We start from the raw sequence: 25,311 nt of genomic DNA, 5'->3' as shown, positions 1-25,311 counted from the left end.
TCTGGAATAGTTTCTACAGAAACAACCCTCCAGCGCTGGAGGGTTCCGAACAATCCGGATTATCTATTCTTTTCAAGTGGCTCTGACATCCAGTTCCGTCATCATGCCCGTCGCCATATGCGCCATATGGTGACAATGCAGCATCCATGGCGCCACTTCGCCCGCATCGAAGGCTATGGTCACCATCCCCATCGCGGGCACATGAACCGTATCGCGGACAGCGCCTGCGATGCGGGTTCCGTTGATGTCAACGACCTGGAAGACATGGCCGTGTAGATGCATCGGATGCGCCATCATCGACATGTTGTGAAACATCATCTCGACACGTTCGCCCTGAAGCACTGCGATCGGCGTGTGTTTTCCCCAAAGCTGACCATTGATCGTCCAGGAATAGGGCGACATTGCCCCGCCGAGCATCACCATGTGGGTCCGGTCGGCAGGTCGCTCGGCGAGCGGGTGCAGCGACCGGAGTGCGAGTTCCTGACTCATGTCGCCGGAAAACGCAGGATGGTCTGCGTCAGAATGCCCGCCAATTTTCGATACGCTCGCTCCTTTGGGCGCAAGAATGACACCTGTTCTCTCTCGCGCGCCTTCACGAAGCGCTAAGACTGGCAACGCCGCACCATCGGAAGGCATGTCAATCTCGATATCGAGGCGCTGTCCCATGGCCAGCCCGAAGCGCGATCCTGCCAAGGGTTCGACCGGATCCCCGTCCACACCGACAAGTCGGCCCTGAGCGCTTCCGAGGTCGATCCAGAACGCGGTCATCGAAGCGCCGTTGATGACACGCAGCAGCACCCGACCACCCATTTCGACCGGGACCGTCTCGGGATCGTCCAGCGTCCGGTCGTTCGCAAGATAGGCGTCGAAATCGAAATCGTTGAGGTCCATGGTCATGCCACCATGGTCCATGCCCGCCATTGACATCCCGCCATTGTCCATGCCGGTTGCCGCCATCGGATCGCCGCTGTGCATGCCGACGATCCGGCGGGGCGTGGCTTCCATCCGACCGCCCTGTTGCACGTCGCCGTGTTCCATTGCCATCCCGCCGGTGAAATCGTCCAGTATCTCCTCTCCCGACCTGAACGAGAAATCATGCAGAAACATCACCACTTCCTGTCGGTCGGCCCGCACATCCTCTTCGCTTCTTACAATCAGAGGCGCGGCAAGCAGATCGATCTCCTGCGCCGGGACATGCGCATGCATCCAGTAGGTCCCCGGCCTCGGCGCGAAGTCGAAAGTCCGCGACTCGCCGGGCGCGATCATCAGGTTGGTGTTCGACACACCATCCTGCGTATTCGGCGGAATCTGGCCATGCCAGTGCACGATCGTCTCCTCGGCGAGATCATTCGTCAGGTCGACGTGAAACCTCGTGCCAGGGTCCAGAACGAGGCCCGGGCGTCCGGTGCTGTTGAGCAGCCCCTTGACCGTGGCAGCGCGTCCATTGACCTCGATGATCCGTGTCGTGGCCCGCAACGACATGGGTGCCTGCGCGGCCCACGTTGGTCGCCCTCCCAGGGACGAGGACAGGAGCGTTGCCGCTACCCCTGTCGAGGCGGCGAGGAAGGATCGTCTGGATATGACCTTCATGGTTGGAGACTTTCGACAATGGCCATCTGGCCGTTGCGGGAAACTCTTCGGGAGACCAAGAACACCCTCCCTGCGGCGTCAGTTAGATTTCGGTTGCGATCCCGCAAGATCGCTCAGGATCGGACAATCAGGCCTGTGATCCCCGTGGCATGCCTCGACAAGATGTGACAGCGTCGCGCGCATGGATTGCAGCTGACGAATTTTCTCGTCAATGGTTTCGAGATGCTCTTCGGCGACGGCTTTGACCTGCGCGCTTTCCCGGGTTTCGTCCTCGTACAGACCGAGCAGCGTCCGGCAATCCTCGATGGAAAAGCCGAGCGTCCGCGCGCGGCCCAGAAAGGCCAGCTTGTGAAGATCATGCTCGCGGAACGCCCGGTACCCATTGTCGTGCCGCAAGGGACGCACGAGGCCAATATCCTCGTAATAGCGGATCGTCTTTGGCGGCAAACCTGACCGGTCAGCGACTTCTCCTATGTTCATGTCGTGCTCCTTATTCTGCGGGTTGCGGGATTGCTTCGACGGCGCCGCGCGCTGCGGGGCGCCGTTCGTCCATCACCGGACGTATCCGGCGAAGGCGCAGGGCGTTCGTCAGAACCGACACCGAGGACAAGGCCATGGCACCTGCCGCGAAGACCGGCGACAGAAGCAGGCCGAACGCCGGGAACAGCACACCTGCGGCCACAGGGATCAACGCGGTGTTGTAGCCGAAGGCCCAGGCGAGGTTTTGTCGGATATTGGTCATCGTCCGTTTTGAAACCTCGACGGCGTTGACCACGCCCCTCAGGTCGCCGGACATCAGCACCACGTCGGCGGACTCGATGGCGACATCGGTTCCGGTGCCGATCGCGATGCCCACATCGGCATGGGCGAGCGCGGGTGCATCGTTAATGCCGTCTCCGACGAAAGCGATCTTGCGGCCTCCTGCCCTCAGCTCGTCGAGCGCCGCAACCTTCCCGTCGGGCAGAACCCCGGCGATCACACGATCGATGCCGGTTTCGCGGGCAATGGCCTCGGCGGTCTCCTTCTTGTCGCCGGTGATCATCGCCACCTTGAAACCGCGCGCATGCAGGGCCTCGATGGCAGCCCGGCTGGCCGCTTTCACCGGGTCGGCGACGGCGATCACCGCGGCGATCCGGCCATCGACGGCGGCGTAGAGCGCGGTCCGGCCGCGTTCGGCCAGTGTCCGTTCGGTGTCGGCCAGGGCGCCGATGTCGATCTTCTCGCGAGCCATGAAGCGGTCCGCGCCGACCAGCACCTCGCGCCCGCCGACGCTGGCGGCGACGCCATAGCCGGTTTCGGACCGGAACTCGCATGCCTCGGGAACGGCCAGCCCCTCGCTCCGTGCGCCCATCACGATTGCCTCGGCGATGGGATGTTCGGACAAGGCTTCGACCGCGGCAACGAGCGGCAACACTTCGTCCCGCGACATGCCCTCGACCGTCACGACTTCGGTGAGAGCTGGCTTGCCCTCAGTGACGGTTCCGGTTTTGTCGAGCGCGATCACGCCGACCTCGGAGAGTTCCTGTAGCGCATCGCCCTTGCGAAACAGGACGCCCATCTCAGCGGCACGCCCGGTGCCAACCATGATCGAGGTCGGTGTCGCCAGCCCCATGGCGCAGGGGCAGGCGATGATCAGGACCGAGACGCCAGCAACCAGCGCGAAGGTCAGCGCCGGGTCGGGTCCAACGGCCAGCCAAACGGCCACCGTCAGCGCGGCGAGCCCCATCACCGCAGGCACGAACCAGAGCGTGATCCTATCGACCAGTCCCTGGATCGGGAGCTTGGCGCCTTGCGCCTCTTCCACCATGCGGACGATCTGGGCCAGCGTCGTGTCGGCACCCACGCGGCGAGCGCGCAGGGTCAGGCTACCGGTGCCGTTGACCGTGCCACCCGTCACCGTATCGCCGTTTTCCTTCCGGACGGGGACCGGCTCTCCCGTGATCATGCTTTCGTCTACGTTGCTGGAACCGTCGGTCACCTCCGCATCGACCGGGATCCGCTCGCCGGGCCGGACGACAACCACATCGCCCACCGCCAGGTCGTCGACGTCCACCTCGACACTTGCGCCGTTGCGCAGGACACGCGCCGTTCGAACCTGCAAGCCCAGCAGCGCCTGAATCGCCGCGCCGGTACGGCCCTTCGCCCGGGCCTCGAGCCAGCGTCCGACGAGGATCAGGACGACAATTACTGCGGCGGCTTCGAAATAGACGGCGCGGACGCCCTCGGGGAGCAGAGCAGGCAGGAATGTTGCCACAACCGAGTAAACCCACGCAGCCCCGGTGCCGACGGCCACGAGACTATTCATATCCGGCGCGCCCCTCAGGAGCGCTGGCACGCCTTTCGTGAAGAATGCGAGTCCCGGTCCGAAGAGAACAATCGTCGCGAGTACGAACTGGATCAGCCAGGACGTCTGCGTTCCGATGCTCCGCTCGATCGCCATGTGAAAGGCCGGGATCAGATGCGCCCCCATTTCGAGCACGAAGACCGGCAAAGTCAGGATTGCGGCGAAAACCACCCGGCGCGCAAGAGCTTGCGCCTCTTCCGCCTTCCGCTCGCCGCGGGTCTGGCTGACATGCGCCTCCGCGATCTCGGCCGGATAACCGATCTCGGCGGACGCCGCCATCAGCGCCGCGGGGTTGGTGACGCCGTCCAGGTACTCAACCGTCGCGGTCTCCGCGGCAAGATTGACAGAAACCGACAGAACACCCGGAACCGCTTCCAGCGCCTTGTCCACCCTTCCGACGCAGGACGCGCAGGACATCGAGGCTACACTCAGTGTGACCTTGGACCTGCGGCCCGGGTAGCCGAGCCTGTCGAGTTCGGCCGCGATATCTTTCAGCGTCGGCGGATCATCGATCGTCGCAGTCGCGGTCTCGGTCGCCAGGTTGACAGAAACCTCACTGACACCTTCGAGCCCGGACAGCCCCTTTTCGACGCGACCGACGCAGGACGCGCACGTCATGCCTTCAACGTTGAAACTTACTCTGGACGCCGTCATCGCACACCTCGTGAATCAATCTTCACGGTTGAGATAGGGCCTCCAGTGACTGGAAGGTCAAGCCGGTACTGCAGATTTTTTGCTATTGACCTTTCCCCCGCTGGAACCTCCATCTTCGTTTTTCCAGAATGAGGACGCACCGATGAAATTCCACGTTCCCAACATGAGCTGCGGCCACTGCACGGCGGCCATCAGCAAGAGCATAAAGACGACGGATCCCACGGCGCAGGTCGATACGGATCTCGAGACGAGGACTGTTTCGGTCGAAACGACGGCGCAACCGCATGCCATCCTGCAATCCATCAAATCCGCAGGATACGAGGCATCTCCGGCCTAGCGTCTATTCCTGTTTCTCGTTCCGTACAGTGTCAACGAGGCTGATCATCTGATTGGCCTCGATGACACCGGGAACCAGCGCATCGCCGATGACGAAGGATGGCGTACCGCTGAACCCGAGTTCCTTTGTCAGGCGCATTGAAGTGGCGATATGCTCGTCGATCTCCTCCGAGTCCATGTCCCCAAGCAGTTGTGCCGTGTCGAGCCCGACCTGCTCGGCAATGCGGAGAACCGACGCCTCTTCCGCCCTCCCCTGCATGCCCATGAGAGCCCAGTGAAACTCTTCATATTTGTCCTGGTTGCGGGACGCGAGGGCAGCCCGTGCCGCGAAGACCGAGCCTTCGCCGAGGATCGGCCATTCCCGGTAGACCAGCCTGACGTTCGGATCAGCCTCAAGCAACGCCTCGATCTCGGGCTTCACCTTCCGGCAATAAGGACAGTTGTAGTCGAAGAACTCGACCACCGTGACATCGCCTTCGGGATTGCCCAACACCGGCGCGTTCGGATCATTGTCGAGGGTGTCGCGGTTTCGCTCCAGAACCGACGTGATCGCTTCGGCCTGGGCTGCTTGCTCCCTCTGGCGCAGGATCTCGACCGCCTCCATCACGATCCCGGGGTTCTCCCGGATCGCCTCAAGCACAAGTTCCTTCACGCGATCCTCGCTGAGATCATCCGCTTGAGCCACAACTGGCACCAAGAGTGCCACAAGGATGAAAAGGTATCTCACTGTTTGTTCTCCCTGCTACGCGCTTCGCCTTCCGTACGAACCGCTTGAGTTTCACGGATCCGCTCGGGCCAGGTCGACTTGATGTATCCGAGAATGTTCCAGATCTCCTGATCGGTCAGTTGCTCACCGAAGCCGGGCATTCCACTATCGAACTCCATTCCTTGCTCCGCCATCAGGGCCCGTCCTCCGAGCTTGGTGTATGAGAACAGGACCTGATCCGGGTGATGCCAGGTGTGACCGGTCTGATCGTGCGGCGGTGCCGGCAATCGGCCGTCAGGACCGGGCGTTTGCCAGTCCTCCTGCCCTTCCAGATCTGCGCCATGGCAGGCGGCGCAGTTCGCGGCATAAAGAGTCTGCCCCTGCGCGATATCGATGTCTGACGGCATCGCCGCGGTTGGAGCATCGGACCTTCCCAGCCACAGCGCGCCCGCGACCACCACGGCAGCGACCGTTGCGGCCACAGCGAGACTGCGCCTCATGTGACCCGAATCCATGTCATCATGCCAGACGCGGCGTGCGACAGCATGTGGCAGTGGAGCAACCAATCGCCCGGATTGTCAGCCAGAAAAGCGATGTCGCGCGTTTCTCCGCGCACGAGCATCGTCGTGTCCCGGTGGGCTCCTAGACTGCCGTCGGGCAGTATTTCATGAAAGTGCATCCCGTGAAGGTGCATCGCATGCGGAAAGACGGTGTCGTTCACGATGGTCAGGCGCAGGGTCTCTCCGATCGCGACCTCGGCCAGCGGCGGGCCCTCCATGCCGCCCACGGCCCCGTTGAACGCCCAGAACTGTCCGGCCGCCGCAAGATCGCCCATGGATTGCATCTCGCCATTCATCCTGGCCTCGCGCAGCCCGCCCATCGCGCCCCCCTCCATGCGGAGCGTCAACGGCCTAGAGGCCGACAGAAGCGGCATCCCGTGTGAATTGGGCGGCAGGGGAAGAATGGCATCGCGCCTGGACCGGGTGCCACCGTCACGGACTTCGAAGGCAACCTGAGAATAGCTGTTCGATCCGTCGATCCAGACGACATGTGCCACCTCGCCGCTGTCCGCCGTGATATCGACGACGACATCGGCCCGTTGTGCGGGCCCCAGGACGATAGGCTCGCGAACCGTTTGCGGCTCGCGCAGCGGCATACCGTCCAGGGCCACGAGCCACCCTTCCATACCGGACAGCTGCAGCTGAAATATCCGGGCATTCGATGCGTTGAGCAGCCGCAGGCGCAACCGTTCGTGGCGCTTGGCCTGAAGGGTGAGGTTCGGCTGTCCATTCGTGGTGATGAAGTTCCCAAGACGGCCGGCGTGGCTCAGGTCATGGGGTGCGCCGAAATCGCCGGCGAGCTGCGCCGTTTCGGGATCGATCAGCCAGTCGTCGAGGATCAGCACCTCTTCACGGTCGACATCGGGCGCTTCGCGTTCCTCGACGATCAATGCGCCGTAGAGACCGCGGGCCACCTGCTCGAAGGAACGGTTGTGGGCGTGATACCAGTAGGTGCCCGCATCAGGCACCACGAAGTCGTAGTCAAAGGACGCGCCCGGCACCACGGCCTCCTGGGTCAAGCCGGACACGCCGTCCATCGCGTTGTCGATGCGGATTCCGTGCCAATGCGTGGATGTCGCCTGATCGAGGTCGTTCACGAGCCGCCGCCGCACACGGCCGCCCTGCGGCACGCGGATTTCCTCGCCCGGCAGAACGCCGCCGTAGGACCAGACCCGGGTCTTGCCATAGCCCTCGGGGAGCATTTGCACGTCGGTCGCAACGGCAGGCAGGACGTCCGCCGGCGTTTCGGCGGCCGCAACGATCGGGAGGGCGGCTGTCGCCGCCCCGCCCAAGAGGACGTTTCGTCTCGTAATGTTCAAATCGGCTCCTTTCCGTTTGCCGCCCGCCTACCCGTGATCGTCGAGAAGATAGGTCGCCATCGCTTCTAGATCTCCGTCGCTCAGGAATTGCGTGCCGTAAAGCACCACCTCGCCCATCGCTCCGCCGAATGCGTCTCCCGACGGCGTAATCCCGGAGCGGAGGGCATAGGCCAGACTGTCGATATCCCATCCGCGTGCGAGCAGCGTCTTGGTGTCGATCGCCGGCGCCTTGCCTCCCCCGGGCAGCATGCCACTGCCTTTGAAATGCTGGTTCTCATGATCACGCCCACCAAGCAGCGTTCGTCCGGTATGACAGGCGCCGCAATGGGCGGCACCTTCGACCAGTTCCTTGCCGCGGTTCCAGACCTGGCTCGCGCCGGGCACCGGCTCCGTCCGCGGAGGGTCGAGATAGAGGGCTCGCCAGACCTTCAGCAGGCTGCGTTGACTGAAGGGAAACACCATTTCGTTCTCCGGCGCAGGCTCCGCGACGGGCGGAACAGTCTTGAACGCCGCCCAGAGGTCGGCGATGTCCTGATCCGTGAAATCCTGGTAGAACGGATAGGTGAAGGCCGGGTAGTACGGGTCTCCGTCGGGGGAAACCCCCTGCCTTACCGCTCGCGCGAACTCCTCCACCGTCCATGCCCCGATGCCATGAACCGGATCCGTGGTCAGGTTCGCAGAATAGAGCGTGCCGAACGGAGTTTCCAGTTTGACACCGCCGGCAAGCGGCGCGCCGCCGCTTTCGAAGTTGGTGTGACAGGCGATGCATCCCGATGACCGCGCCAGGTAGGCGCCACGATCGGCGTCTCCCTTCAGGGTTGTATCCATGGGCTGCGAGGCGATGGGAATCGCCTTCAGGACTGCCAGCCCGGCCGCTCCAAGCGCTGCGACCGCAACCAGCCCAAGCCAAATTTTCCGCACCTTACTTCGCTTCCACGCGGAACTTGGTGTGACAGGCCGAGCAGGTCTGACTGACCATCATGAAGGCGACATCGGCCGGCATTTCCGAGAACGCCTCGGGCGCCGGGGTTGCAGATCCGGACATGGCGGAACCACCCATCATCGAGCCGCCACCCATCATCGAGCCGCCACCCATTGCCGGCTGGGTGCCCATCATGGTTGCACCCTGACCGCCGCCGCCCTGCTTCAGGCCGTTCTCGGCCGCAATCGCCAACCCTTCCGACAGCGATTCCAGCTGCGCCGCCAGGGCATTGAATTCGTCCCTGTCCGTCCAGATGTTGGGTTTCGCTACCGACGGCGCGCCATCGGTTCCTTCCGGGAAGAGCTTGGTCATCGCCTCTCCCGAGTGTTGGCGCACCATTTCGGCGAACGCCCGGACCCGCTCGGGATCGTACGCGGTCTTGCCACGCATCATCGGGGTGATCCCCTTGACGCCTTTGCCCATCGCCATCATCGCATCCATGCGTTGCTTGACAACGCCGGTGGCGCCGGAATGCGCCCAAACGGCCCCTGCGATGGATACTGTCGCGACGACTGCTGCAAATACTGTGATCTTCATGTTCTATCTCCACTGATTTCTGGGTCGGCCATGCCGCATCGACTTGATCAGAAAAGAGATATCGGAATCGGGGGGTCGCGCGACGGGGCCACCTCCCTGAAGGACGACTTTGCGCGCTTCGGACCTGGCAGGGTCGGCGTGTCGCCCCCCAGCGGGCCAAGAACGGCAACGAGATGGAGGCCGCCCGCGCAGGACACCTCGCCATGGCAGTCACCGGCAAGCGATTGCTCGACTGCGTCGGAATGCACTATCGCCGCCTTTGCGCCTTGGTCGCCGGTATCCCGGACATGGGCGTGGGCTTCGGCCCCCCCCAGCAAGAGCAGCACCACCGTTACAAGTGTGGCAAAGACCGGGAGTCTTGCCATGCACAAAAGTGAAGCCATCAATTGATCCCGTTCGCCCGTTGCAACTCTCGGACGTAGGCGGCGATCATCTTGACGTCACCCTGCGTCAAACCCTCGATCGGCGGCATGTTGCCGAACTCCCAATGATGGGATTGAACGCCATTCTGCGCAGCCATCATGAAGGCGCCGTCACCATGGTGATTGGGTTCGTAGATCTTGTGCACGAGCGGAGGCGCGATACCGTTCTGGCCGGCCGCGTTTACGCCATGGCATGCGGCACATTTCGCTTCGAACGCACGCTTGCCGATCTCGGCGTTCGCCGAGAGCTCCGCCGGTAGCGTGACCTCCACGATGGGCGCTCCGGCATCGACCCGGCTCAGATCAGGGGTGGTCATCGTATGTCCCGGCTGCTCAAGCGGACGCGTTCCATTCCAGATGAATAAGCCAAGGCCCAGCACAAAGAAGCCCGCTAAGAAGATCATTGATTTCGACATCTTCGGCGCGGCGTTAGATCAACTTGACCTGTGTGCCCACAGGCGTCCGGTCATACACCTCAAGGATGTGCTCGTTGTAAAGACCGATGCAACCGCTCGAAGATCGGCGACCAATCTTTCGCGTATCGTGGGTCCCATGAATTCTGTAGTACTGCCAGGACAGATGCAACGCCCGTACCCCGAGCGGATTGTCGGGCCCAGCTGGCATGTAGGCCGGAAGTGATGGGTCACGTTCCCGCATGGATGGTGTAGGGGTCCAATCCGGTGCAGGATCCTTGAAAACGATCTTCGTGTAGCCGCGTCTCGTAAGCTCATCTGTCATTGGAACTGAGGTTGGGTAGATGAACATCCTGCCATCCGTTGTCCATTGCTGGAGGGCACGGGATCTTGTGTCAGAAATGATAATTCCATTGCCGAGCCGATCGAAATGGTCCTGCCAATTGTGCATCCGGAAGCCCGACGTATTGCGCCTGACCGATCCAGCGTCTTGCGCGCGGAGGATCGACGGCGCAACCAGCGCCGCAGCTCCCGCGCCCAAGATCAACTCGCGCCGCGCAACGCCCGGCGTGTTCTTCGTCCGCATGTGCCTGCCTCGTTTCCAATAACGAACGCTAAACTCATACGCGGATCGCCATTTTTTCGGAATAGCTTCGACCGGGGTTTTTTGTACGCAATTGTAACATTGACGTTCTGCTTAGGAGACGGGCTACTTGCCGCAATGAAGAACAGATTTGCCTCCGGATTCCTTCTGCTTCTTCTGGGCGGATGTGCGGGCACCCCTGGCGTATGCCCGTACAAGGGTACGGAGGTTACCGTATCGAAGGCGACATCGCCCGCAGTTCCCCCCGGTTGCCGTGCCGCGTCCGACCCGGTATCCGGTGTCACCAAACTCGAGTGCCGCGACGGACGCACCGGATACGCAATTTTCGAGTGATCGCGGGTGAAGCGGTGCGGATTACAATACGCCATCCGCGGCAAAGCGCCGGCAGGCACGCGATGATCCCGCACGCAGGCTCAAAACTCCGAGAGCACCCGCTCGACTTCAATCCTCCGCGGATCATCCGGTCGCCCGGCAAGCAACGCCTGTGCCGAAAGGTAGGCGGCCCGCGACTCGTCGATCTCGCCTATAACGCGATAGGCATTTCCGAGCCGCATCCAGCCATCGATGTCCTCGGGAGTCTCCTCCATCCTTGCGGCAAGCCGTGCGACCATCGACCGAATGAAAGCCGCGCGGTCTCCCGTTGTCATGTCGGCGGCCGCCTCGACGTCGGCGGCGGAAGGCCCCGGCGCGGCTGGCGCGGACGAAACGATCACAGGGTCGCGGCCCAAGCTCTCCGCAATACGATTGGCTTGCGCCGCGAACACCTCCTTCCAGGGCGCCATCTCGGGCGTCTGGCTCAGCCGCTTCAGCAGAAGATCATGCGCCTCTTCCGGCTGCCCCGCCTGCTCCAGGGCAAGCGCGGAATAATAGCTCGCCGCCGGATTCATCGGATCGAGCGTGTAGGCCCGTTCCGCAGCATTCCGCGCCTTCGGGGTAACCCGGCCATCCTCGGCCAGGATCAGGGCTTCCGCGTAGAGCGACCAGACAGCGGATGTCGCATCCGGGCGCTCGATGACCACGGCGAACGCCCCGGCGGCATCCTGAAACCGTTCCATGCGCAGATAGGTCTGTCCGAGCAACACCCAGCCGTCGGTACGGCCACCATCGGCTTCGCTCTCCAGCCGGGCCTTCAACTGTGCGGCTAGGCCGGCGATTTCCTGAGCGCGTTGCCTCTCCTCCGCCCGATCGGCAAGTGTGACGCTGGGAACCATGGGAGCCCCGCGAAGCATGTAGAAGGCAACCCCGGAAACCGGAACCGTCAGGGCGAGAACGATCACCACCGCCTTGCTGAGTCCGGACGCGCGCGCGCCCCGGTCCTGGCGTTTCAGCGACGCAACGAGCCGGCGCTGGATTTCCGTGCGCGCGGCCTTGGCCTCTTCGGCTCCGATCAGTCCGCGCGCTTCATCGCGGTCTATCTCCGAAATCTGGTCGGCGAAGATGGCGCGCTCCGCTTCCGCTCTGCCGGCCCGCAGGCCGCCGCGCAGTGCCAAGCCGATGGAGGCCATTGCGATCAGGAACAAAATGGCAAATGCGACCAAGGTCACTGAGTCTTCCTATCCTCCGCGAGATACTCGTTCAGCAGTTTGTCCTCGTCTTCGGTCAGCGCGGCCGTTGGCTCCACCGACCGGCGACCGCGGAGCACGGCAACCGCGACACCGCCTCCGAACAGCACCAGGACGAAAGGCGCAAACCACAGAACATAATTCAGCGGCTTGAAGGGTGGCCGGAACAGCACGTAGTCGCCATACCGCGCAACCACGTAGTCGAGGACCTCCTCGTCGGTATCGCCCGCGACCAGCCTCTCCCGCACGATCAGCCGCAGATCGCGGGCCACGCCCGCATTCGAACTGTCGATATCCTGATTCTGACAGACCACGCAGCGAAGTTCCTTGGAAAGAGCGCGGGCGCGGGCTTCGAGCACCGGATCCGAGAGAACTTCGTCCGGTTCCACGGCAAGCGCGGGGCCGACGGACATCCACAACAGGGCGGCAATAAGGATGAGTCTCATGATTTGCCCTCCGTTGCAGTCCGGGCTGCCGCAAGCGCGGCCTTGAACTTTGCCACCGCCTCGTCCCCAACGATGGGGCCGACGGTTCTGTGCAAGACGACCCCGTCCTGCGACACGATGAAGGTTTCGGGAACCCCTGAAATGCCCCACTCGATCCCGGCCCGCCCGTTCAGGTCGGACCCGATGCGGTCGTATGGATTTCCGAGATCCGCCAGCCAGCGGGTCGCGTCCTCCGGTTTGTCCTTGTAGTTGATACCGAAGAGCAGGATGTCCTCGTTCTTCCGCAACCCGGTGAGAACCCCGTGCTCCGCGCGGCAGGGGACGCACCAGGATGCGAACACGTTGACGACGGCCAGCTTCGGCGCCCCGTTCAGGTCGTCCTGAGCCAGGCCAGGCGTTTCAAGCCCGGGGACCGGCGGCAGTTCGAACGCCGGCACGGGTTGCGAGATCAGCACCGAGGGGATCTCGTTTGGGTCCCGGTCCGGATTGAGGCCCCACAGGAACACCCCGCCCAGGACGACGACGATAGCAAACGGGATTGCGGCAAACAGTCTGGTCATCGGTTACTCGGCCGGAACAGGATCGGCACCGTGCTGACGGGACGGGCGCGGCGCGCCGATCCTCAATCGCCGGTCAGACAGGGAGACGGCCCCGCCGAAGACGAGCAGCACCGACCCGATCCAGATGAGATTGACCAATGGTTCGTACAGGATCCGCAAGGTCCACGCACCGCTGGCAGCCGCCTCGTCCGACGCCGGGGTCGCCAGCGACGCGTAAAGGTCGCCGGCCGGCGTCGAACGGATAGCGCTTTCGGTCGTCTGGCTCTCTGCGGCAGGATAGAACCGCTTCTCGGGAAAAAGCGTTGTGACGGGATCGCCGCCCCGGAACACCGCGAGCGTGCCTCGGTCGGCAATGTAGTTCGGCCCCTGCACCCGCTCGACGCCGTCGAAACGGACTTCGAACCCGGCGATCGCGATCGTTTCACCCGGTTCGACGAAGACGATCTCTTCGCTCTTCCACGCGGTCGAACCGATGAAGCCGAACATGGCGATCGCAAGACCGGCATGCGCAAGGCTCATCCCGTGGGCCGAGCGCGGAAGTCCCTTGGCCCGCGCCCAGCTTGTCGAAAGCGGCGCCTCGAACAGCTTCACCCGCGATGCCCACTCGCGGCATGTCGCAACGAGGAGCCAGGCCGCTATGGCGATGGACGCGTAAGCGAGCACCGGGCCTCCGCGCGCGACATACCATACCGCCAGACCGACCACGGCAGATACCATCGCCACGGCATAGAGGCGCTGGCCGACCCCTTTCAGGTCCGCGCGCTTCCAACTCAGGAACGGCCCGATCCCCATTGCGACCACCAGCGGCAACATCAGAGGAATGAAGACCGCGTTGAAATAGGGCGGGCCGACGGACACCTTGTCACCGGAGAAGGCCTCGGTGAAGAGTGGATAGAGGGTGCCGACGAGCACGCTCCCCGTCGCCGTCGCCAGCAGAACATTGTTCAGAAGAAGCCCGGCCTCCCGACTGATCGGACGGAACAGCCCGCCGGGCTCCATCGCCGGAGCGCGCCAGGCAAACAGGGCCAGGGAGCCGCCGATGGAAAACCCGAGCAAACCGAGAATGTAGAGACCGCGCTCCGGGTCCACGGCGAAGGCATGAACCGAGGTGAGCAGCCCCGAGCGCACGATGAAAGTGCCGAGCAGAGACAGCGAAAAGGTGAGGATCGCGAGGAGGATCGTCCAGGATTTGAAGGCGTCACGCTTTTCCGTGACGATCGCGGAATGCAGCAATGCCGTTCCCAGCAGCCATGGCATGAAGCTGACGTTCTCCACAGGGTCCCAGAACCACCAGCCGCCCCAGCCGAGCTCGTAGTAGGCCCACCAGCTGCCGAGCGCGATTCCGGCCGTCAGGAACATCCACGCCGCAAGCGTCCATGGCCTGACCCAGCGAGCCCAAGCGGGATCTATCCGGCCTTCAAGCAGGGCTGCGACCGCGAAGGAAAAGACGATCGAGAACCCGACATACCCCAGGTAGAGAAGCGGCGGGTGCATCGCCAGGCCAATGTCCTGCAGCAGGGGATTGAGGTCGTTTCCGTCGAGCGGCGGCGGAAACACGCGATCGAAGGGATTCGATGTCAGGAGCAGAAAGGACAGGAAACCGATGCTGATCCAGGCCTGAACCGACAACGTCCGGGCCAGCAGCCCGGCCGGGACGTTCCGCGCGAAGAGGGCTACGCCGGCCCCGAAGACGGCGAGGATGAGCACCCATAGAAGGAGCGAACCCTCGTGGCTGCCCCATGTGCCGGCGACCTTGAAGATCATCGGTTTCAGCGAATGGGAGTTCTCGACGACGTTGAGAACGGTGAAATCGCTCACGATGAAGGAGCGCATGAGTGCCGCGAAGGCGATCCCGATGAGCACGACCTGCCCAATCGATGTCGACAGGCCGGATGCCATGAACACCCTGTTCCCCGTCGCCGCTCCCAGTATCGGCAACACGCCCTGAACGCATGCCAGGCTCAATGCCAGGACAAGAGCAAAATGTCCGATCTCGGGGATCATGCGATGCACTCCTTTCGGTGTTTCTTCGTAAACGACTGTCGAGCGGCCCCGGTCTCGGGCATTCCGGACTCACCGGAGTTTTGGCTTTGCCAGGGCAGCGACACCGTCGCGCGCAGCCCCCCCTCCGGCCTGTTGGCAAGAGAGATTGTGCCGCCATGCTCGAGAATTATGCTTCTCGCGATCGACAGGCCCAGGCCGTGCCCGCCAGTCTCGAGCGACCGCGACGCTTCCAGCCTGTGATATGGGGCAAAGACATTCTCAAGTTCGCCATCGGGAATTCCCGGGCCGTCATCCTCGATTTCGATGACAACATACTCCCCCGATGGGCGCCAACTGACCCGGGGATTTCGTCCGTAAGCAACCGCGTTCTCGATCAGATTCCTCAGAGCGCGCCGCATGGCACCTTGCTTCATGGAAAAAACGAGAGACGGCCCGTCAGCGAGGTCGAATGAGCCTTGCATATTCTGGTTTAGATCCTCGAGATACTCCGCCAAATCTGTCTCTAGGACCTCTTCATCCCGGCCTACACCCTTCGCGTAGGCGAGCGTGGCCTCGACCATGTCCTCCATTTCCGTCAGCGACGCGACCAGACTGGCGCGCGTCTCGTCATCGTCGACCATTTCGGCCTGAACGCGCGCTGCGGTCAGCGGCGAACGGAGATCATGTGCGAGCGCCGCCAACATGTGGGTCCGATCACGAATGAATCGCGACAGACGTGTCTGCATCATTCCGAACGCGGCCGTCAGATCGCGAACCTCCTTCGGTCCGGTCGTTGGAAGCTCACCCTCCGCGTCTCCGCGCCCGAGACGTTCGGCTGCGACGGCGAGTGCGTTCAGTGGGCTGGTTACGCGAGACAGCAGGAACCAAAACCCCGCGATCAGCAGGAGCGCGGCAGATAGTCCGAAGCCCGCCATCGCCGGCGTCGACCACTGGACAGGCGGGCGCTCGAACCGCGTTCCGACGTTCAGCCACTGGCCGCCGGATATCGCGATGGAGAGTTCCATTTCAACGGTGGTAAGAGTGCCGCGCATCATCTGCGCGTGCATCTCGGCCAATTCCGGCGAAAGATTTGGCAGCGGAAGCACCCCTTGCTCGGCTTCATGCACCTCGACCCGAACGTCCCGGCTATAGCCGTCGTTCAGCAAGGCACGAATGCGGGACTCGACGCCGCCGATAACATCATGATTGCCGTGTGTAACTCTGGGTTCATCGCCAAGTTCGAATTGAACAAGCGGCGAATTCGCCGCACTGACGATGTCGTCCTGCAGGTGCGAGGGTGCCGAATCCAGTAGCTTCGCAACGTTCGCCGCCCTGCCAGCTGCTTCGTTGGCGATCGCCGCCTCGACAGCCATCGCGCGTTCATCCACGAAAAGCCTCAAACTCACGATCTGCGCAAGCGCAAGCACCGCGATCACAAGCAGAGCAATCTGCGTTTGCAGCCTCAGCCCCAATGCCTTCATTCGATGACCTCCACATCGCAGGACAGACAGTAGCCCTCGTTCCTGATTGTCCGAATGATGCGCGGCCGCAAAATATCCGGTTCGATCTTCCGTCTCAGCCTGCTGACCTGGTTGTCGATCGTCCGATCGAGCGGTCCCAATTCCCGGCCCGCGGTCAGCAACGCGAGTTCGTCTCGCCGCAGCGTCGCTCGGGGCCGTTCGAGAAATATCGACAGGAGCTTCAATTCCCCGGAGGTCAGCGGCACGGCTGTCCCGTCATTCGATGCGAGAACCGCCTGGTCATAGTCCAGTTCGAGATGCGAGAATTTCACGCGCCGCCCTGCCAAGTGCCCGATGCCATTCTCGCGGTGAGACGTTCGCCGCAGGATCGCTCTCACCCGGGAAACCAACTCGCGCGGATTGAAGGGTTTCGGAAGATAGTCGTCAGCACCCAGATCAAGCCCGCGAATCCGATCGTCGTCATCGCCAAGCGCTGTCAGCATCAATATCGGTATCGAACCGGCGACCCGTAGCCGACGGCAAACCGAAAGCCCGTCCTCTCCTGGCATCATGACGTCGAGGACAATGAGGTCGTAGCTGTCTTCCGCCAGCGCCGCGTCCATTTCGCTTGCGTCCTTCGCCGCCCTCGCCCGCATGCCGTTGCGTTCAAGAAAGCGCGTAACGGACGCTCGAATTTCACGGTGGTCATCCACGACGAGGATATTGGGGATTGTGCTCATCAAGGCGACGTTAGTCGAATTCACCGCGAATGGCCCGAGGCCGTTTTGTCACCAAATGTATCAACGTGCACTCGGAGCGGGCTTCGGAGATTACAGGAGCCATTTCATGCGTGCGCGGGAATTTGCGCTTGACCTTCCTGTCGCTGGAAGCCTTACCCAAAGGCATTACCGGAAGCTACGACCGAATCTCGACGCCATGCCAGTCATAAAACAAGTCACTGCCAAACGCATTTTGCGGTGGTCCGCAGCCGGCCTTCTCGTTGGCATTGTTGCCGTATGGGCTTCTGGCGCACTCGACGTCCTCCTTGGGGTCAATCGCGAGCAGATCCGGGTCTGGATCGATGCCGCAGGTCCTTGGGGTCCAGCCCTTATCGTTCTCCTGATGACAGTCGCGATCGTGGCGACTCCAATCCCATCGGCACCTGTCGCACTGGCTGCCGGCGCGGCCTACGGGCACACGGCCGGGACGGCTCTCGTGGTTGCCGGGGCGGAAGTCGGTGCGCTTATGGCTTTTCTGATTGCGCGGGGCCTTGGCCGCTCGGCTCTGCAGAAATGGCTCGGACAAAAGATCGACGCGGGACTGCTCGGATCGCAAAACACGCTCACGCTCGTCGTCTTCGGCAGCAGACTCCTGCCGTTCGTCTCGTTCGACATGGTCAGCTACACCGCCGGGCTGAGTGCGATACACTTCTGGCGCTTTGCGCTCGCAACGCTGGCGGGCATCGTGCCAGCCAGCTTTCTGCTCGCCCATCTCGGCAGCGAAGCAATGAACGGCGATGCCGCAACCGCCGGGTGGACCGCCGCGCTGCTGGGTCTTTTCACCCTTGTGTCGGTCGGCGCAGCCTCCGCGATCCGCAATCGACCCTCCCACGGAAAGGGGAATGCCTCATGAGCAGTTCAAGCCATCAAGGTCACCTCCCGAGTTCCGGCCGCGCGCTCGCAATCTCCGCCTGGCTGACCGGCGTTTATTTTGTGATCGAGCTGGCAGTCGGCCTCTGGACGGGTTCGATTGCCGTCATTTCAGACGCTTTTCACACCTTGTCGGCGGTCGGCGGCGTCCTTGTGGCCATCGTCGCACAGCGCATCGCGCGGAGGCCGGCAGACTATCAGCGCAGTTTCGGATGGTATCGCGCGGAAATTATCGGCGCCCTCGCGAACGGTGGGTTTCTCATCGGCATGGCGCTGCTCGTCATCTGGATGGCCGCCATGCGGCTTGGCAATCCGATTCACCTGCCCACGGGCCCGATGATCTGGGTCGCCGTCGGCGGTCTTGTCACCGAGGTCATTTCGCTCGGACTGATGTGGCGATCGAGCAAGGAAGACCTCAACACGCGCGGCGCGCTCTGGCACGTCATCCAGACATTCGTCGGCAGCCTTCTGATAATCGTCAGCGCGCTCGTCATCGAGTTCACGGGTTTCTTGGCCATTGATCCGATCCTCGGTTTGGCCTTCGGTCTTGTCCTTCTCTGGGCCTCCCTCGGCGTGATCCGCGAGGCCACCCACCTCCTGATGGAAGGAACACCGTCAGACATCGATCTGAAGAACGTCATCGCGGACTTGCGGACGCTTGAAGGCGTTCAAGACGTCCACCATGCCCATGCCTGGGGCCTGACAAGCGGCAAGAACGCGTTTTCCGCGCATCTGCGGCATGATGAACAGACGCCAGCGGCATCGCTCTTGGAAACAGCGCATCGACGGCTGACGGACGTGCATGGGTTCCAAATGATCACTCTGCAGCTCGAAACGAGTTGCCTTGATGAAAGCCTGGCCGCCGACATGGACCCAACGAGAAACGAGAGCAACGAGGCACTCCTGGGACACACCCGACACCTCTTGTGACGCACCGCAACCATCCACATTTTTGACCAATGTCACAAACTGTCCTTGTAGCAGAGCCCACGATCCGCCTTGTCGCCTTCTTGGGCGTCCTTGCGGCCATGGCGATCTGGGAAATCGCGGCCCCGCGCCGACGTCGCGACATTCCGCGCGTGATCCGGTGGACCAACAACCTCGCGCTGGTCGTTATCGATACGGCCATTCTGCGTCTGACTTTCCCCATACTCGCCGTTGGACTGGCCGTTTTGGCCGAAGAGCGCGGGTGGGGCTTGTTCAACAACCTCGACATTTCGGTCTGGCTCGCGGTGCTCGTCTCGATGGTGCTGCTTGATCTTGCGATCTACCTTCAGCACGTGATGTTCCACGCCGTCCCGGCCCTCTGGCGGTTGCACCGGATGCACCATGCCGACCTCGATTTCGACGCAACGACAGGGCTGCGTTTTCACCCGGTCGAGATCCTGATCTCGATGGCAATCAAGCTCACCATTGTCGCGGCCCTCGGCCCGCCCGCAATCGCGGTTCTGTTGTTCGAGGTGATCCTGAACGCAACGGCGCTGTTCAATCACGCAAACATCAACCTTCCAACCTCCGTCGATCGTTGGCTGAGGTGGATCGTCGTCACTCCGGATATGCACCGCGTGCATCATTCGGTTGATCCGAGAGAAACCAATTCGAACTACGGCTTCAATCTGCCCTGGTGGGATCGGTTGCTCGGCACCTATGTCGCGCAGCCGGCGAAAGGCCATACGGGTATGGATATCGGCATCGAGCAGTTCCGGACGCGACGGGACCTTTGGATCGACCGCATGCTGATCCAGCCGATCCGTGGACCGGCGAGCGGGTATGCACTCGACTATTCCGGGCAGGGTTTTTCCAGACCCGGGCATGAACTCGACTCCCCACCTGACGAGGCTAGACTTTCCAAAGAACAAGGTAAGGATTGACGCATGAAAAGACGCACGTTTCTGCTTTCCGGCGCTGCGCTGGTGCTGACACGGCCCGCTTTGGCCGACGCCACCCCAGTGATCAAGGTCTTCAAGTCCCCGACATGCGGCTGCTGTACGGCCTGGGTCGAGCATGTCCGGCAAAGCGGTTTCGCAGTAGAGGCGCAGAACGTCGATCAGGACGCGCTATACGCATTGAAAGACAGGCTGCAAATCGCGCCGGAACTTGCCGGGTGCCATACCGCGCTTGTGGGCGACTATTTCATTGAAGGCCATGCGCCCGCCTCGGATATCGGGCGGTTACTGGAAGAGCAGCCGTTGGCACGAGGTCTGACCGTTCCGGGCATGCCGATGAGTTCGCCAGGCATGGGCGGACCCGGGGCCGGTGATAGTTTTGACACCTTGCTTGTCGCATCCGACGGCTCAACGTCCGTCTTTGCCAGCCACAGCTAACCAGTACCCGCCGAGTGATACATACTAGGGGACAGCATAGTGATAGTTTTCGCGTGAATGAGGGTACGTAGAGCGCAGAACGTCGCTTGGTGGCTCAGGTGAATTAGTGCAGCGAACTCCACGACCGTGACATCAAGCAATCCGGCAACAGTTTGGCCGCCACGCTGTCCTTTGCACTCCGATTGCCAACAATTTCGAGAAGCTGACCAGCGGCGCTCTCCGATTGCCGCGACACGCCTGACGTCGTTTGCATGAGCTTTGTCGGTCGTGAAATCCTCAAGCATTGCCGAAGGCGTTTCATAACCGGCGAACTAGGTCAGGTCGAGAAGGAACCCCGGATTACTGTTGACGGCCAGGCGACCATGAATCAGCCGGTGCATCCTTTCGAGGTCATCTTCCATCAATTCGCCTACGCAGATGAACCCGATGACATCGTCATGTTTGGTTAATGTTTTCTTGATCATGCGTTTCCTCCTTTTCACCTGAACTGCCATGGCCGTAGAGATCAGCGTTATCGTGTGCGCGCTCTTCATGCTCGAATTCGAGGCTGGAATGGTTGATGTCGAATTCTTCTTTCAGCCGCTTCTTGATCGCACTCTTGATCTCTTCAATTCGCGGCCACGCTTCGGCCTTCACGACGATGTGGCAGTCGAGCGCGGCTTCATGCTCCTGCATTTGCCAGAGATGGACGTGGTGGACCTCGGCGACGCCTTCGGTGTTCCGCATCGCTTCGACGACGGCCTCGTTGTCGATGTCCGGCGGGCTGCCGAGCATCAGCGTTCGGATCGGACCACCGATCTCCGTGAAAGCCAGGTAGAGGATATAGAGAGCAATGCCGATTGTGATGGCCGGATCGACCCACCGCATGTCGTAGAGAATGATCAGCGACCCACCGACGATGACCGCAACGGAAGCAAGTGCGTCGGAGAGGTTGTGCAGGAAGAGCGCGCGGATATTTACGCTGCCTTTCTGCATCGAGTAGGTCAGCAGCGCTGTCAGGGTGTCGACGACCAGTGCGACCCCGCCCAAGATCACGACCGTCCAGCCCTGCACTTCGGGCGGATCGATCATGCGCATGCCGCCCTCGTAGATCAGGTAGAACCCGATCAAGATCAGCGTCGTGTAGTTGATCAGAGCTGCCACGATTTCGACCCGGCCATAACCGAATGTCATGCGCTCGTCGGCCGGTCGCCGCGCGATCTTGCGCGCGGCGAAGGCGATGACCAGCGACGCCATGTCCGAGAAATTGTGAAGCGCGTCCGCGATGAGCGCGAGGCTGCCTGAAAGTATGCCGCCAACGATCTGCGCGACGGTCAGAAGCCCGTTCGCCCAGATCGCAATTGATACTCGTCGATCGCCGGAGTCGGGGTCGATATGGGCGTGGCCGTGATCATGCGGCACGGTTCGTCTCCTCGTGGCGATGGTTCGGCTGGGCGAAACCGGGAAGCCGAGGCAGGTGTCCTCGCCGGATTACTCGCACCCGCCTGTTCATCCAGTGGCGGATAATGTGGCGATAGAGCCAGTCGCGCAGAATTCCAAAGTTCTGACGATGCTTCAAGTAGAAGTCGTCGGGCGTATCGAAGGTTCCGAAGTCGCTGGCGATGCCGGTTTTCTGAATGTAGGTATCGCGCCCGGTCCATTCGACCGGCGGCGCGCCCAGGCAGCTGGTGCCCGCTCCGTATCCGCAAAGGCTCTCGGACTCGTTGAACTCGCGTTGTAACGATGCCAGGAATGGCGCGTCCAGTATGAAGCCTTCCAAGTTGACCCATCCGCTCTCGGTTTCGACCTCGACCCAGGAATGAAGAATTTCTTTCGGGGCGACGGGATAGACGAGCGCCGGCACGACCCCGCGCTGGAGCGCCTTGTGGATGGTGAAACCATGCAGCCGGCAGCGGACCCCGAGCGCGCGGAGCAACGCCATGAGAAGCGTGCCCTTTGTGTTGCACTGGCCGTATCCGTCAGCCAGCACTTCGGACGCAGGTATGTCGTCAGAGCGATTGTAACCGAAAGCGATCTCGTTTCGGACGAAGTCATAGGCGGCACCGATCCGGTCATGCTCGCCAAGAGCGTTCCAGCCGCGGTCCGCGACCAGGTCCGCAATAGGGGCGGCTTCGAAATCCAGCAGCAGCGTGGCTGTCAGCAAGGGGTCAACGGCGGGCAAGATGCATCTCCTCGAATCTATCGAGGGTCTACATAGAGGCTACAGCGACTGTAGCTTCAAGCCCTGTCTGTCAAGAACTGCGGGGGGCGGCGAGAATGACCGTCGCCCCAGCCAGACAGATGACCGCTCCAGTAAGATCCCATCTATCTGGTCTTTCACCCTCCGCCCACCACATCCACCCAATCGACGCCACGATGTAAATGCCGCCATATGCTGCAAAGACTCTTCCGGCAGCGGGGGCCTCAACCTGCGAAAGCAACCAGCCGAACACGGCAAGCGAGAAAAGTCCGGGCACCAGCCAGAGTGGCGATGCGCCAAGACGCCACCACGTCCAAAATGCGAAGCAACCAGCGATCTCGGCCAAGGCTGCGAGCGGAAAGGCAATCGCGGCACTCATGCCCCGATGTCGTCGTGGTCAGTCAGGCATTCCGAATGGTCCCGCAGGACCTCGAGCACCCGGCAATCCGCGGTCCGTCCGCCGCTGCACTCGTGGACCATGCGCTTCAGCTCGGTGCGAAGCGCTTTCAGGCGTGCCATGCGTTGCTCGACCTGGCGGAGTTGCCGGCGGGCGATCGCATCTGCCTCGTCGCACGACTTTTCCGGATGGTCGCTGAGGTCGAGGAGCTCCCGGATCGCGTCAAGCGAGAAACCGAGTTGCCGCGAATGACGGATGAACGATAGCCGATCGAGTTCGGCATCCCCGTAGCGGCGTTGCCCGCCCTCCGTCCGGCCCGGTTCAGGCATTAGCCCGATCTGTTCGTAGTACCGGATGGTCTGCACCTTGGTGCCGGTCTTCTTCGCCAGATTGCCGATTGTCAGCATATGTTTCCCTCAGAGAACCTACAGACTTTGTAGGTTTGGTAGTTTGATAGCGCAAGTCCAAGACTCACGGACGCGTGACCTCCAGCCGCAGCCGGACAATCGGGCTTGAATCTACAGTAGCTAGAGGATGTAAACGCCGAAATAATCAAGAATCAATCGCAGGCAGGCCGGATTGTCCCTCGCATCGGTAAGAAAAGTTCTCTGGGTATTGGTGGGCATTGCAGCCCTCGCGCTCGGGTGGCTTCTGCTCGGGTCCGACTATCGCGCCGACAGCGCGCGATCAGAGGCAGATCCGGCTTTCGTCGCGGAGTTCGAACTGACCGATCATCAGGGCATGGTACGAACCGAAGACGATTTCGCGGGGCGCTGGATGCTGATCTTCTTCGGCTTCACCAACTGTCCCGACGTCTGCCCCACCACCCTGTCAGAGGTCGCGGCCGTGATGGAGGGACTGGGCGATGACGCTGCAAAGGTGCAGCCGATATTCATCACGATCGATCCCGAACGCGACACGCCCACGGCGCTTGCGGACTACGTTCCCCTGTTCGATGCCGGCATCATCGGACTGACCGGCACACCGGAGCAGATTGCCCAGACTTCCGAAACTTTTCCGATCTTCTTCGAACGCATCGAAGAAGCCTCTGCGCCCGACGGTTACACGATGGGGCACACGTCGCATCTGTTCCTTTTCGATCCAGACACAGGCTTCGCCGAGTCCTGGCCCTACGGCACGCCCGCCGAAGAGATCCTCGCTGATCTGAGAGAGAGGATCTGACCGACATGACCCGAATATCCGGAGAAACGGCACTGGGACTGGCATGGGTGATTGCTCTCACGGCATCGCTAGCCGTGCTCTTCATCGGCGAGGTGCTGGGGCAGACGCCCTGCCTGCTCTGCTGGTTCCAGCGGGCCTTCATGTTCCCGCTGGCCATCATTCTCGGGCTCGGCCTTTGGTGGCGCGACCCGCTCGCGGGCCGTTACGGGATCGCGCTTGCGCTCGGTGGCGGCGCTGTCGCGCTCTGGCACATGGGTCTTTACGTTGGCCTGATCCCCGAGCGCATCCAGCCCTGCACGGCCGCTGGTCCCTCCTGCACTGACGACAACCAGTTGGTCTTCGGCATTCCTATCCCGTTGATGGCGCTTGCCGCTTTCGCCCTGATCGGCGCGCTGTCGGCACTCTCTCTGAAGGAAACACGAACATGAACAGACGCGGCCTGATCCTCTCCGTTCTCGCCCTCGGCGTCGCCGGTTTCGGCGGCGCAACGTGGTACGCAACACGCCCCGGTCCCGTGGCGGAGGCCGAGCCTGTGGCTCCGGAACTGGCGGAGGCTTTGATCCGGTCCTATTCGCCTGTTCTCGGTCCCGAAAGCGCGCCCGTCACCATCGTCGAGTTCTTCGACCCGGCCTGTGAGGCCTGCCGCGCCTTCTATCCTGTGGTCGAAGCCATAATGGCCGAGCATGGCGATGCCGTGCGCGTGGTGATCCGCTATACGCCGTTCCACGGCGCGGCGTCCGAGGAAGCGATCCGCGTGCTCGAGGCCGCGCGCATGCAGGGCGTCTTTGAACCGGTTCTCGAAGCGGTACTACGGGAACAGCCGAGATGGGCGTCGCATGGAGCGCCTGAGCCGGGACTCATCCTGGAGATCGCCGCAACGGCGGGCCTCGATGCGGAAGCCGCTCGTACGCAGATGCTTGCGCCGGACGTAGTGGCGATCCTGAACCAGGACCGCGCCGACGTCGAGACTGTGGGCGTCCGCCAGACACCTACGTTCTTCGTGAACGGCAAGCCGCTCGACCCGTTCGGCGAAGCCGAACTGCGAAGCCTGGTGGCGGCTGAAGTTGCAGCGGCGCGAAGCTAAACCAACAGATGGGACGAG

The 25,311-nt window shown here is 62.1% G+C and carries 29 protein-coding genes; 8 read left to right on the top strand and 21 right to left on the bottom strand.

What is annotated here, in order from left to right; all coding sequences use genetic code 11:
- Positions 1-72: 72 nt before the first annotated feature.
- The 3 genes from DYI42_RS07375 to DYI42_RS07365 all read right to left on the bottom strand — a co-directional run bounded on the left by DYI42_RS07375 (position 73) and on the right by DYI42_RS07365 (position 4,588).
- Positions 73-1,590, bottom strand: coding sequence for a multicopper oxidase family protein (locus DYI42_RS07375; protein ID WP_213545285.1), 1,518 nt, complete (start codon positions 1,588-1,590; stop codon positions 73-75).
- Between the two features lie 78 nt (positions 1,591-1,668).
- Complete coding sequence (cueR, locus tag DYI42_RS07370; RefSeq protein ID WP_213545284.1) at positions 1,669-2,070, bottom strand: Cu(I)-responsive transcriptional regulator; 402 nt, start codon at positions 2,068-2,070, stop codon at positions 1,669-1,671.
- A gap of 10 nt (positions 2,071-2,080) precedes the next feature.
- Complete coding sequence (locus tag DYI42_RS07365; protein ID WP_213545283.1) at positions 2,081-4,588, bottom strand: heavy metal translocating P-type ATPase; 2,508 nt, start codon at positions 4,586-4,588, stop codon at positions 2,081-2,083.
- Between the two features lie 142 nt (positions 4,589-4,730).
- Between DYI42_RS07365 and DYI42_RS07360 the strand changes: the two genes are divergently transcribed.
- Positions 4,731-4,925 (top strand): heavy-metal-associated domain-containing protein, encoded by a 195-nt coding sequence (locus DYI42_RS07360; protein WP_213545282.1) that lies wholly within the window; start codon positions 4,731-4,733, stop codon positions 4,923-4,925.
- A gap of 3 nt (positions 4,926-4,928) precedes the next feature.
- On the opposite strand, the gene DYI42_RS07355 is transcribed toward DYI42_RS07360, so the two are convergent.
- The 13 genes from DYI42_RS07355 to DYI42_RS07295 form a co-directional block, all read right to left on the bottom strand.
- Positions 4,929-5,651, bottom strand: coding sequence for a DsbA family protein (locus tag DYI42_RS07355; RefSeq protein WP_342344619.1), 723 nt, complete (start codon positions 5,649-5,651; stop codon positions 4,929-4,931).
- Positions 5,648-6,130: a c-type cytochrome gene (locus tag DYI42_RS07350; RefSeq protein WP_440870630.1), complete on the bottom strand. Its 483-nt coding sequence runs from the start codon at positions 6,128-6,130 to the stop codon at positions 5,648-5,650. Before DYI42_RS07350 ends, DYI42_RS07355 begins: the two co-directional genes overlap by 4 nt.
- Positions 6,127-7,509, bottom strand: a complete 1,383-nt coding sequence (locus DYI42_RS07345) for a multicopper oxidase family protein (protein WP_244867677.1) — start codon at positions 7,507-7,509, stop codon at positions 6,127-6,129. Before DYI42_RS07345 ends, DYI42_RS07350 begins: the two co-directional genes overlap by 4 nt.
- Positions 7,510-7,536: 27 nt before the next feature.
- The gene (locus tag DYI42_RS07340) at positions 7,537-8,337 is read right to left on the bottom strand and encodes a c-type cytochrome (RefSeq protein ID WP_244867675.1); all 801 of its coding nucleotides are present in this window, start codon (positions 8,335-8,337) and stop codon (positions 7,537-7,539) included.
- Positions 8,338-8,431: 94 nt separating this feature from the next.
- A complete protein-coding gene (locus DYI42_RS07335; RefSeq protein ID WP_213545279.1) occupies positions 8,432-9,028 on the bottom strand; it encodes a c-type cytochrome in 597 nt (198 codons plus the stop codon).
- Between the two features lie 382 nt (positions 9,029-9,410).
- Positions 9,411-9,767 (bottom strand): c-type cytochrome, encoded by a 357-nt coding sequence (locus DYI42_RS07330; protein ID WP_440870631.1) that lies wholly within the window; start codon positions 9,765-9,767, stop codon positions 9,411-9,413.
- Between the two features lie 112 nt (positions 9,768-9,879).
- Positions 9,880-10,449 carry a L,D-transpeptidase gene (locus DYI42_RS07325; RefSeq protein ID WP_213545277.1) on the bottom strand — a complete coding sequence of 190 codons (570 nt, stop codon included), beginning with the start codon at positions 10,447-10,449 and terminating at the stop codon, positions 9,880-9,882.
- A 431-nt stretch (positions 10,450-10,880) separates the two neighbouring features.
- Entirely contained in the window at positions 10,881-12,011 is a 1,131-nt protein-coding gene (gene ccmI / locus DYI42_RS07320; RefSeq protein ID WP_213545276.1) for a c-type cytochrome biogenesis protein CcmI, read from the bottom strand.
- Positions 12,008-12,475, bottom strand: coding sequence for a cytochrome c-type biogenesis protein (locus DYI42_RS07315; protein ID WP_213545275.1), 468 nt, complete (start codon positions 12,473-12,475; stop codon positions 12,008-12,010). The genes ccmI and DYI42_RS07315 overlap by 4 nt, the downstream gene beginning before the upstream one ends.
- A complete protein-coding gene (locus tag DYI42_RS07310) occupies positions 12,472-13,035 on the bottom strand; it encodes a DsbE family thiol:disulfide interchange protein (RefSeq protein ID WP_213545274.1) in 564 nt (187 codons plus the stop codon). Before DYI42_RS07310 ends, DYI42_RS07315 begins: the two co-directional genes overlap by 4 nt.
- 3 nt (positions 13,036-13,038) lie before the next feature.
- Positions 13,039-15,039, bottom strand: coding sequence for a heme lyase CcmF/NrfE family subunit (locus DYI42_RS07305; RefSeq protein WP_213545273.1), 2,001 nt, complete (start codon positions 15,037-15,039; stop codon positions 13,039-13,041).
- Positions 15,036-16,499: an ATP-binding protein gene (locus DYI42_RS07300; RefSeq protein ID WP_213545272.1), complete on the bottom strand. Its 1,464-nt coding sequence runs from the start codon at positions 16,497-16,499 to the stop codon at positions 15,036-15,038. Before DYI42_RS07300 ends, DYI42_RS07305 begins: the two co-directional genes overlap by 4 nt.
- Positions 16,496-17,218 carry a response regulator gene (locus DYI42_RS07295; RefSeq protein ID WP_213545271.1) on the bottom strand — a complete coding sequence of 241 codons (723 nt, stop codon included), beginning with the start codon at positions 17,216-17,218 and terminating at the stop codon, positions 16,496-16,498. The genes DYI42_RS07300 and DYI42_RS07295 overlap by 4 nt, the downstream gene beginning before the upstream one ends.
- Before the next feature lie 196 nt (positions 17,219-17,414).
- Between DYI42_RS07295 and DYI42_RS07290 the strand changes: the two genes are divergently transcribed.
- The 4 genes from DYI42_RS07290 to DYI42_RS07275 are packed head-to-tail and all read left to right on the top strand — an operon-like array spanning position 17,415 to position 20,451.
- Complete coding sequence (locus DYI42_RS07290; protein ID WP_213545308.1) at positions 17,415-18,110, top strand: TVP38/TMEM64 family protein; 696 nt, start codon at positions 17,415-17,417, stop codon at positions 18,108-18,110.
- The gene (locus DYI42_RS07285) at positions 18,107-19,057 is read left to right on the top strand and encodes a cation diffusion facilitator family transporter (protein ID WP_213545270.1); all 951 of its coding nucleotides are present in this window, start codon (positions 18,107-18,109) and stop codon (positions 19,055-19,057) included. The genes DYI42_RS07290 and DYI42_RS07285 overlap by 4 nt, the downstream gene beginning before the upstream one ends.
- 29 nt (positions 19,058-19,086) lie before the next feature.
- A complete protein-coding gene (locus tag DYI42_RS07280; protein WP_213545269.1) occupies positions 19,087-19,998 on the top strand; it encodes a sterol desaturase family protein in 912 nt (303 codons plus the stop codon).
- Positions 19,999-20,001: 3 nt separating this feature from the next.
- The gene (locus tag DYI42_RS07275) at positions 20,002-20,451 is read left to right on the top strand and encodes a DUF411 domain-containing protein (protein ID WP_213545268.1); all 450 of its coding nucleotides are present in this window, start codon (positions 20,002-20,004) and stop codon (positions 20,449-20,451) included.
- A 311-nt stretch (positions 20,452-20,762) separates the two neighbouring features.
- On the opposite strand, the gene DYI42_RS24215 is transcribed toward DYI42_RS07275, so the two are convergent.
- From DYI42_RS24215 to DYI42_RS07250, 5 genes are all read right to left on the bottom strand, one after another.
- Complete coding sequence (locus DYI42_RS24215) at positions 20,763-20,915, bottom strand: hypothetical protein (protein WP_244867673.1); 153 nt, start codon at positions 20,913-20,915, stop codon at positions 20,763-20,765.
- Positions 20,887-21,852, bottom strand: a complete 966-nt coding sequence (locus DYI42_RS07265) for a cation diffusion facilitator family transporter (protein WP_213545267.1) — start codon at positions 21,850-21,852, stop codon at positions 20,887-20,889. Before DYI42_RS07265 ends, DYI42_RS24215 begins: the two co-directional genes overlap by 29 nt.
- Positions 21,842-22,612: a transglutaminase-like domain-containing protein gene (locus DYI42_RS07260; RefSeq protein WP_213545266.1), complete on the bottom strand. Its 771-nt coding sequence runs from the start codon at positions 22,610-22,612 to the stop codon at positions 21,842-21,844. The genes DYI42_RS07265 and DYI42_RS07260 overlap by 11 nt, the downstream gene beginning before the upstream one ends.
- A gap of 70 nt (positions 22,613-22,682) precedes the next feature.
- Positions 22,683-23,009 carry a YnfA family protein gene (locus tag DYI42_RS07255; RefSeq protein WP_213545265.1) on the bottom strand — a complete coding sequence of 109 codons (327 nt, stop codon included), beginning with the start codon at positions 23,007-23,009 and terminating at the stop codon, positions 22,683-22,685.
- The gene (locus tag DYI42_RS07250) at positions 23,006-23,434 is read right to left on the bottom strand and encodes a MerR family transcriptional regulator (RefSeq protein WP_213545264.1); all 429 of its coding nucleotides are present in this window, start codon (positions 23,432-23,434) and stop codon (positions 23,006-23,008) included. The genes DYI42_RS07255 and DYI42_RS07250 overlap by 4 nt, the downstream gene beginning before the upstream one ends.
- A gap of 208 nt (positions 23,435-23,642) precedes the next feature.
- Between DYI42_RS07250 and DYI42_RS07245 the strand changes: the two genes are divergently transcribed.
- The 3 genes from DYI42_RS07245 to DYI42_RS07235 are packed head-to-tail and all read left to right on the top strand — an operon-like array spanning position 23,643 to position 25,293.
- On the top strand, positions 23,643-24,209 hold the full coding sequence (locus DYI42_RS07245) for an SCO family protein (RefSeq protein WP_244867671.1): 567 nt from the start codon (positions 23,643-23,645) through the stop codon (positions 24,207-24,209).
- A 5-nt stretch (positions 24,210-24,214) separates the two neighbouring features.
- Positions 24,215-24,637, top strand: coding sequence for a disulfide bond formation protein B (locus tag DYI42_RS07240; RefSeq protein WP_088672127.1), 423 nt, complete (start codon positions 24,215-24,217; stop codon positions 24,635-24,637).
- Positions 24,634-25,293, top strand: a complete 660-nt coding sequence (locus tag DYI42_RS07235; RefSeq protein WP_213545262.1) for a DsbA family protein — start codon at positions 24,634-24,636, stop codon at positions 25,291-25,293. The genes DYI42_RS07240 and DYI42_RS07235 overlap by 4 nt, the downstream gene beginning before the upstream one ends.
- The last annotated feature ends 18 nt before the right edge of the window (positions 25,294-25,311 follow it).

This window comes from Vannielia litorea, from assembly GCF_018424695.1.
Lineage (GTDB): Bacteria > Pseudomonadota > Alphaproteobacteria > Rhodobacterales > Rhodobacteraceae > Vannielia > Vannielia litorea_A.
Note: the sequence above shows the minus strand (reverse complement) of the source record. Positions and strands in the feature narration are given on the sequence as shown.

What these genes read in the sequence shown, in the direction of transcription:
- DYI42_RS24215 (WP_244867673.1), bottom strand. Translation starts at nt 20,915, where the DNA reads ATGATCAAGAAAACATTAACCAAACATGACGATGTCATCGGGTTCATC.
- DYI42_RS07365 (WP_213545283.1), bottom strand. Translation starts at nt 4,588, where the DNA reads ATGACGGCGTCCAGAGTAAGTTTCAACGTTGAAGGCATGACGTGCGCG.
- DYI42_RS07360 (WP_213545282.1), top strand. Translation starts at nt 4,731, where the DNA reads ATGAAATTCCACGTTCCCAACATGAGCTGCGGCCACTGCACGGCGGCC.
- cueR (WP_213545284.1), bottom strand. Translation starts at nt 2,070, where the DNA reads ATGAACATAGGAGAAGTCGCTGACCGGTCAGGTTTGCCGCCAAAGACG.
- DYI42_RS07235 (WP_213545262.1), top strand. Translation starts at nt 24,634, where the DNA reads ATGAACAGACGCGGCCTGATCCTCTCCGTTCTCGCCCTCGGCGTCGCC.
- DYI42_RS07375 (WP_213545285.1), bottom strand. Translation starts at nt 1,590, where the DNA reads ATGAAGGTCATATCCAGACGATCCTTCCTCGCCGCCTCGACAGGGGTA.
- DYI42_RS07305 (WP_213545273.1), bottom strand. Translation starts at nt 15,039, where the DNA reads ATGATCCCCGAGATCGGACATTTTGCTCTTGTCCTGGCATTGAGCCTG.
- DYI42_RS07300 (WP_213545272.1), bottom strand. Translation starts at nt 16,499, where the DNA reads ATGAAGGCATTGGGGCTGAGGCTGCAAACGCAGATTGCTCTGCTTGTG.
- DYI42_RS07240 (WP_088672127.1), top strand. Translation starts at nt 24,215, where the DNA reads ATGACCCGAATATCCGGAGAAACGGCACTGGGACTGGCATGGGTGATT.
- DYI42_RS07295 (WP_213545271.1), bottom strand. Translation starts at nt 17,218, where the DNA reads ATGAGCACAATCCCCAATATCCTCGTCGTGGATGACCACCGTGAAATT.
- DYI42_RS07285 (WP_213545270.1), top strand. Translation starts at nt 18,107, where the DNA reads ATGAGCAGTTCAAGCCATCAAGGTCACCTCCCGAGTTCCGGCCGCGCG.
- DYI42_RS07340 (WP_244867675.1), bottom strand. Translation starts at nt 8,337, where the DNA reads ATGGATACAACCCTGAAGGGAGACGCCGATCGTGGCGCCTACCTGGCG.
- DYI42_RS07280 (WP_213545269.1), top strand. Translation starts at nt 19,087, where the DNA reads ATGTCACAAACTGTCCTTGTAGCAGAGCCCACGATCCGCCTTGTCGCC.
- DYI42_RS07315 (WP_213545275.1), bottom strand. Translation starts at nt 12,475, where the DNA reads ATGAGACTCATCCTTATTGCCGCCCTGTTGTGGATGTCCGTCGGCCCC.
- DYI42_RS07335 (WP_213545279.1), bottom strand. Translation starts at nt 9,028, where the DNA reads ATGAAGATCACAGTATTTGCAGCAGTCGTCGCGACAGTATCCATCGCA.
- DYI42_RS07310 (WP_213545274.1), bottom strand. Translation starts at nt 13,035, where the DNA reads ATGACCAGACTGTTTGCCGCAATCCCGTTTGCTATCGTCGTCGTCCTG.
- DYI42_RS07250 (WP_213545264.1), bottom strand. Translation starts at nt 23,434, where the DNA reads ATGCTGACAATCGGCAATCTGGCGAAGAAGACCGGCACCAAGGTGCAG.
- DYI42_RS07350 (WP_440870630.1), bottom strand. Translation starts at nt 6,130, where the DNA reads ATGAGGCGCAGTCTCGCTGTGGCCGCAACGGTCGCTGCCGTGGTGGTC.
- DYI42_RS07255 (WP_213545265.1), bottom strand. Translation starts at nt 23,009, where the DNA reads ATGAGTGCCGCGATTGCCTTTCCGCTCGCAGCCTTGGCCGAGATCGCT.
- DYI42_RS07330 (WP_440870631.1), bottom strand. Translation starts at nt 9,767, where the DNA reads ATGACCACCCCTGATCTGAGCCGGGTCGATGCCGGAGCGCCCATCGTG.
- DYI42_RS07275 (WP_213545268.1), top strand. Translation starts at nt 20,002, where the DNA reads ATGAAAAGACGCACGTTTCTGCTTTCCGGCGCTGCGCTGGTGCTGACA.
- DYI42_RS07325 (WP_213545277.1), bottom strand. Translation starts at nt 10,449, where the DNA reads ATGCGGACGAAGAACACGCCGGGCGTTGCGCGGCGCGAGTTGATCTTG.
- DYI42_RS07290 (WP_213545308.1), top strand. Translation starts at nt 17,415, where the DNA reads ATGCCAGTCATAAAACAAGTCACTGCCAAACGCATTTTGCGGTGGTCC.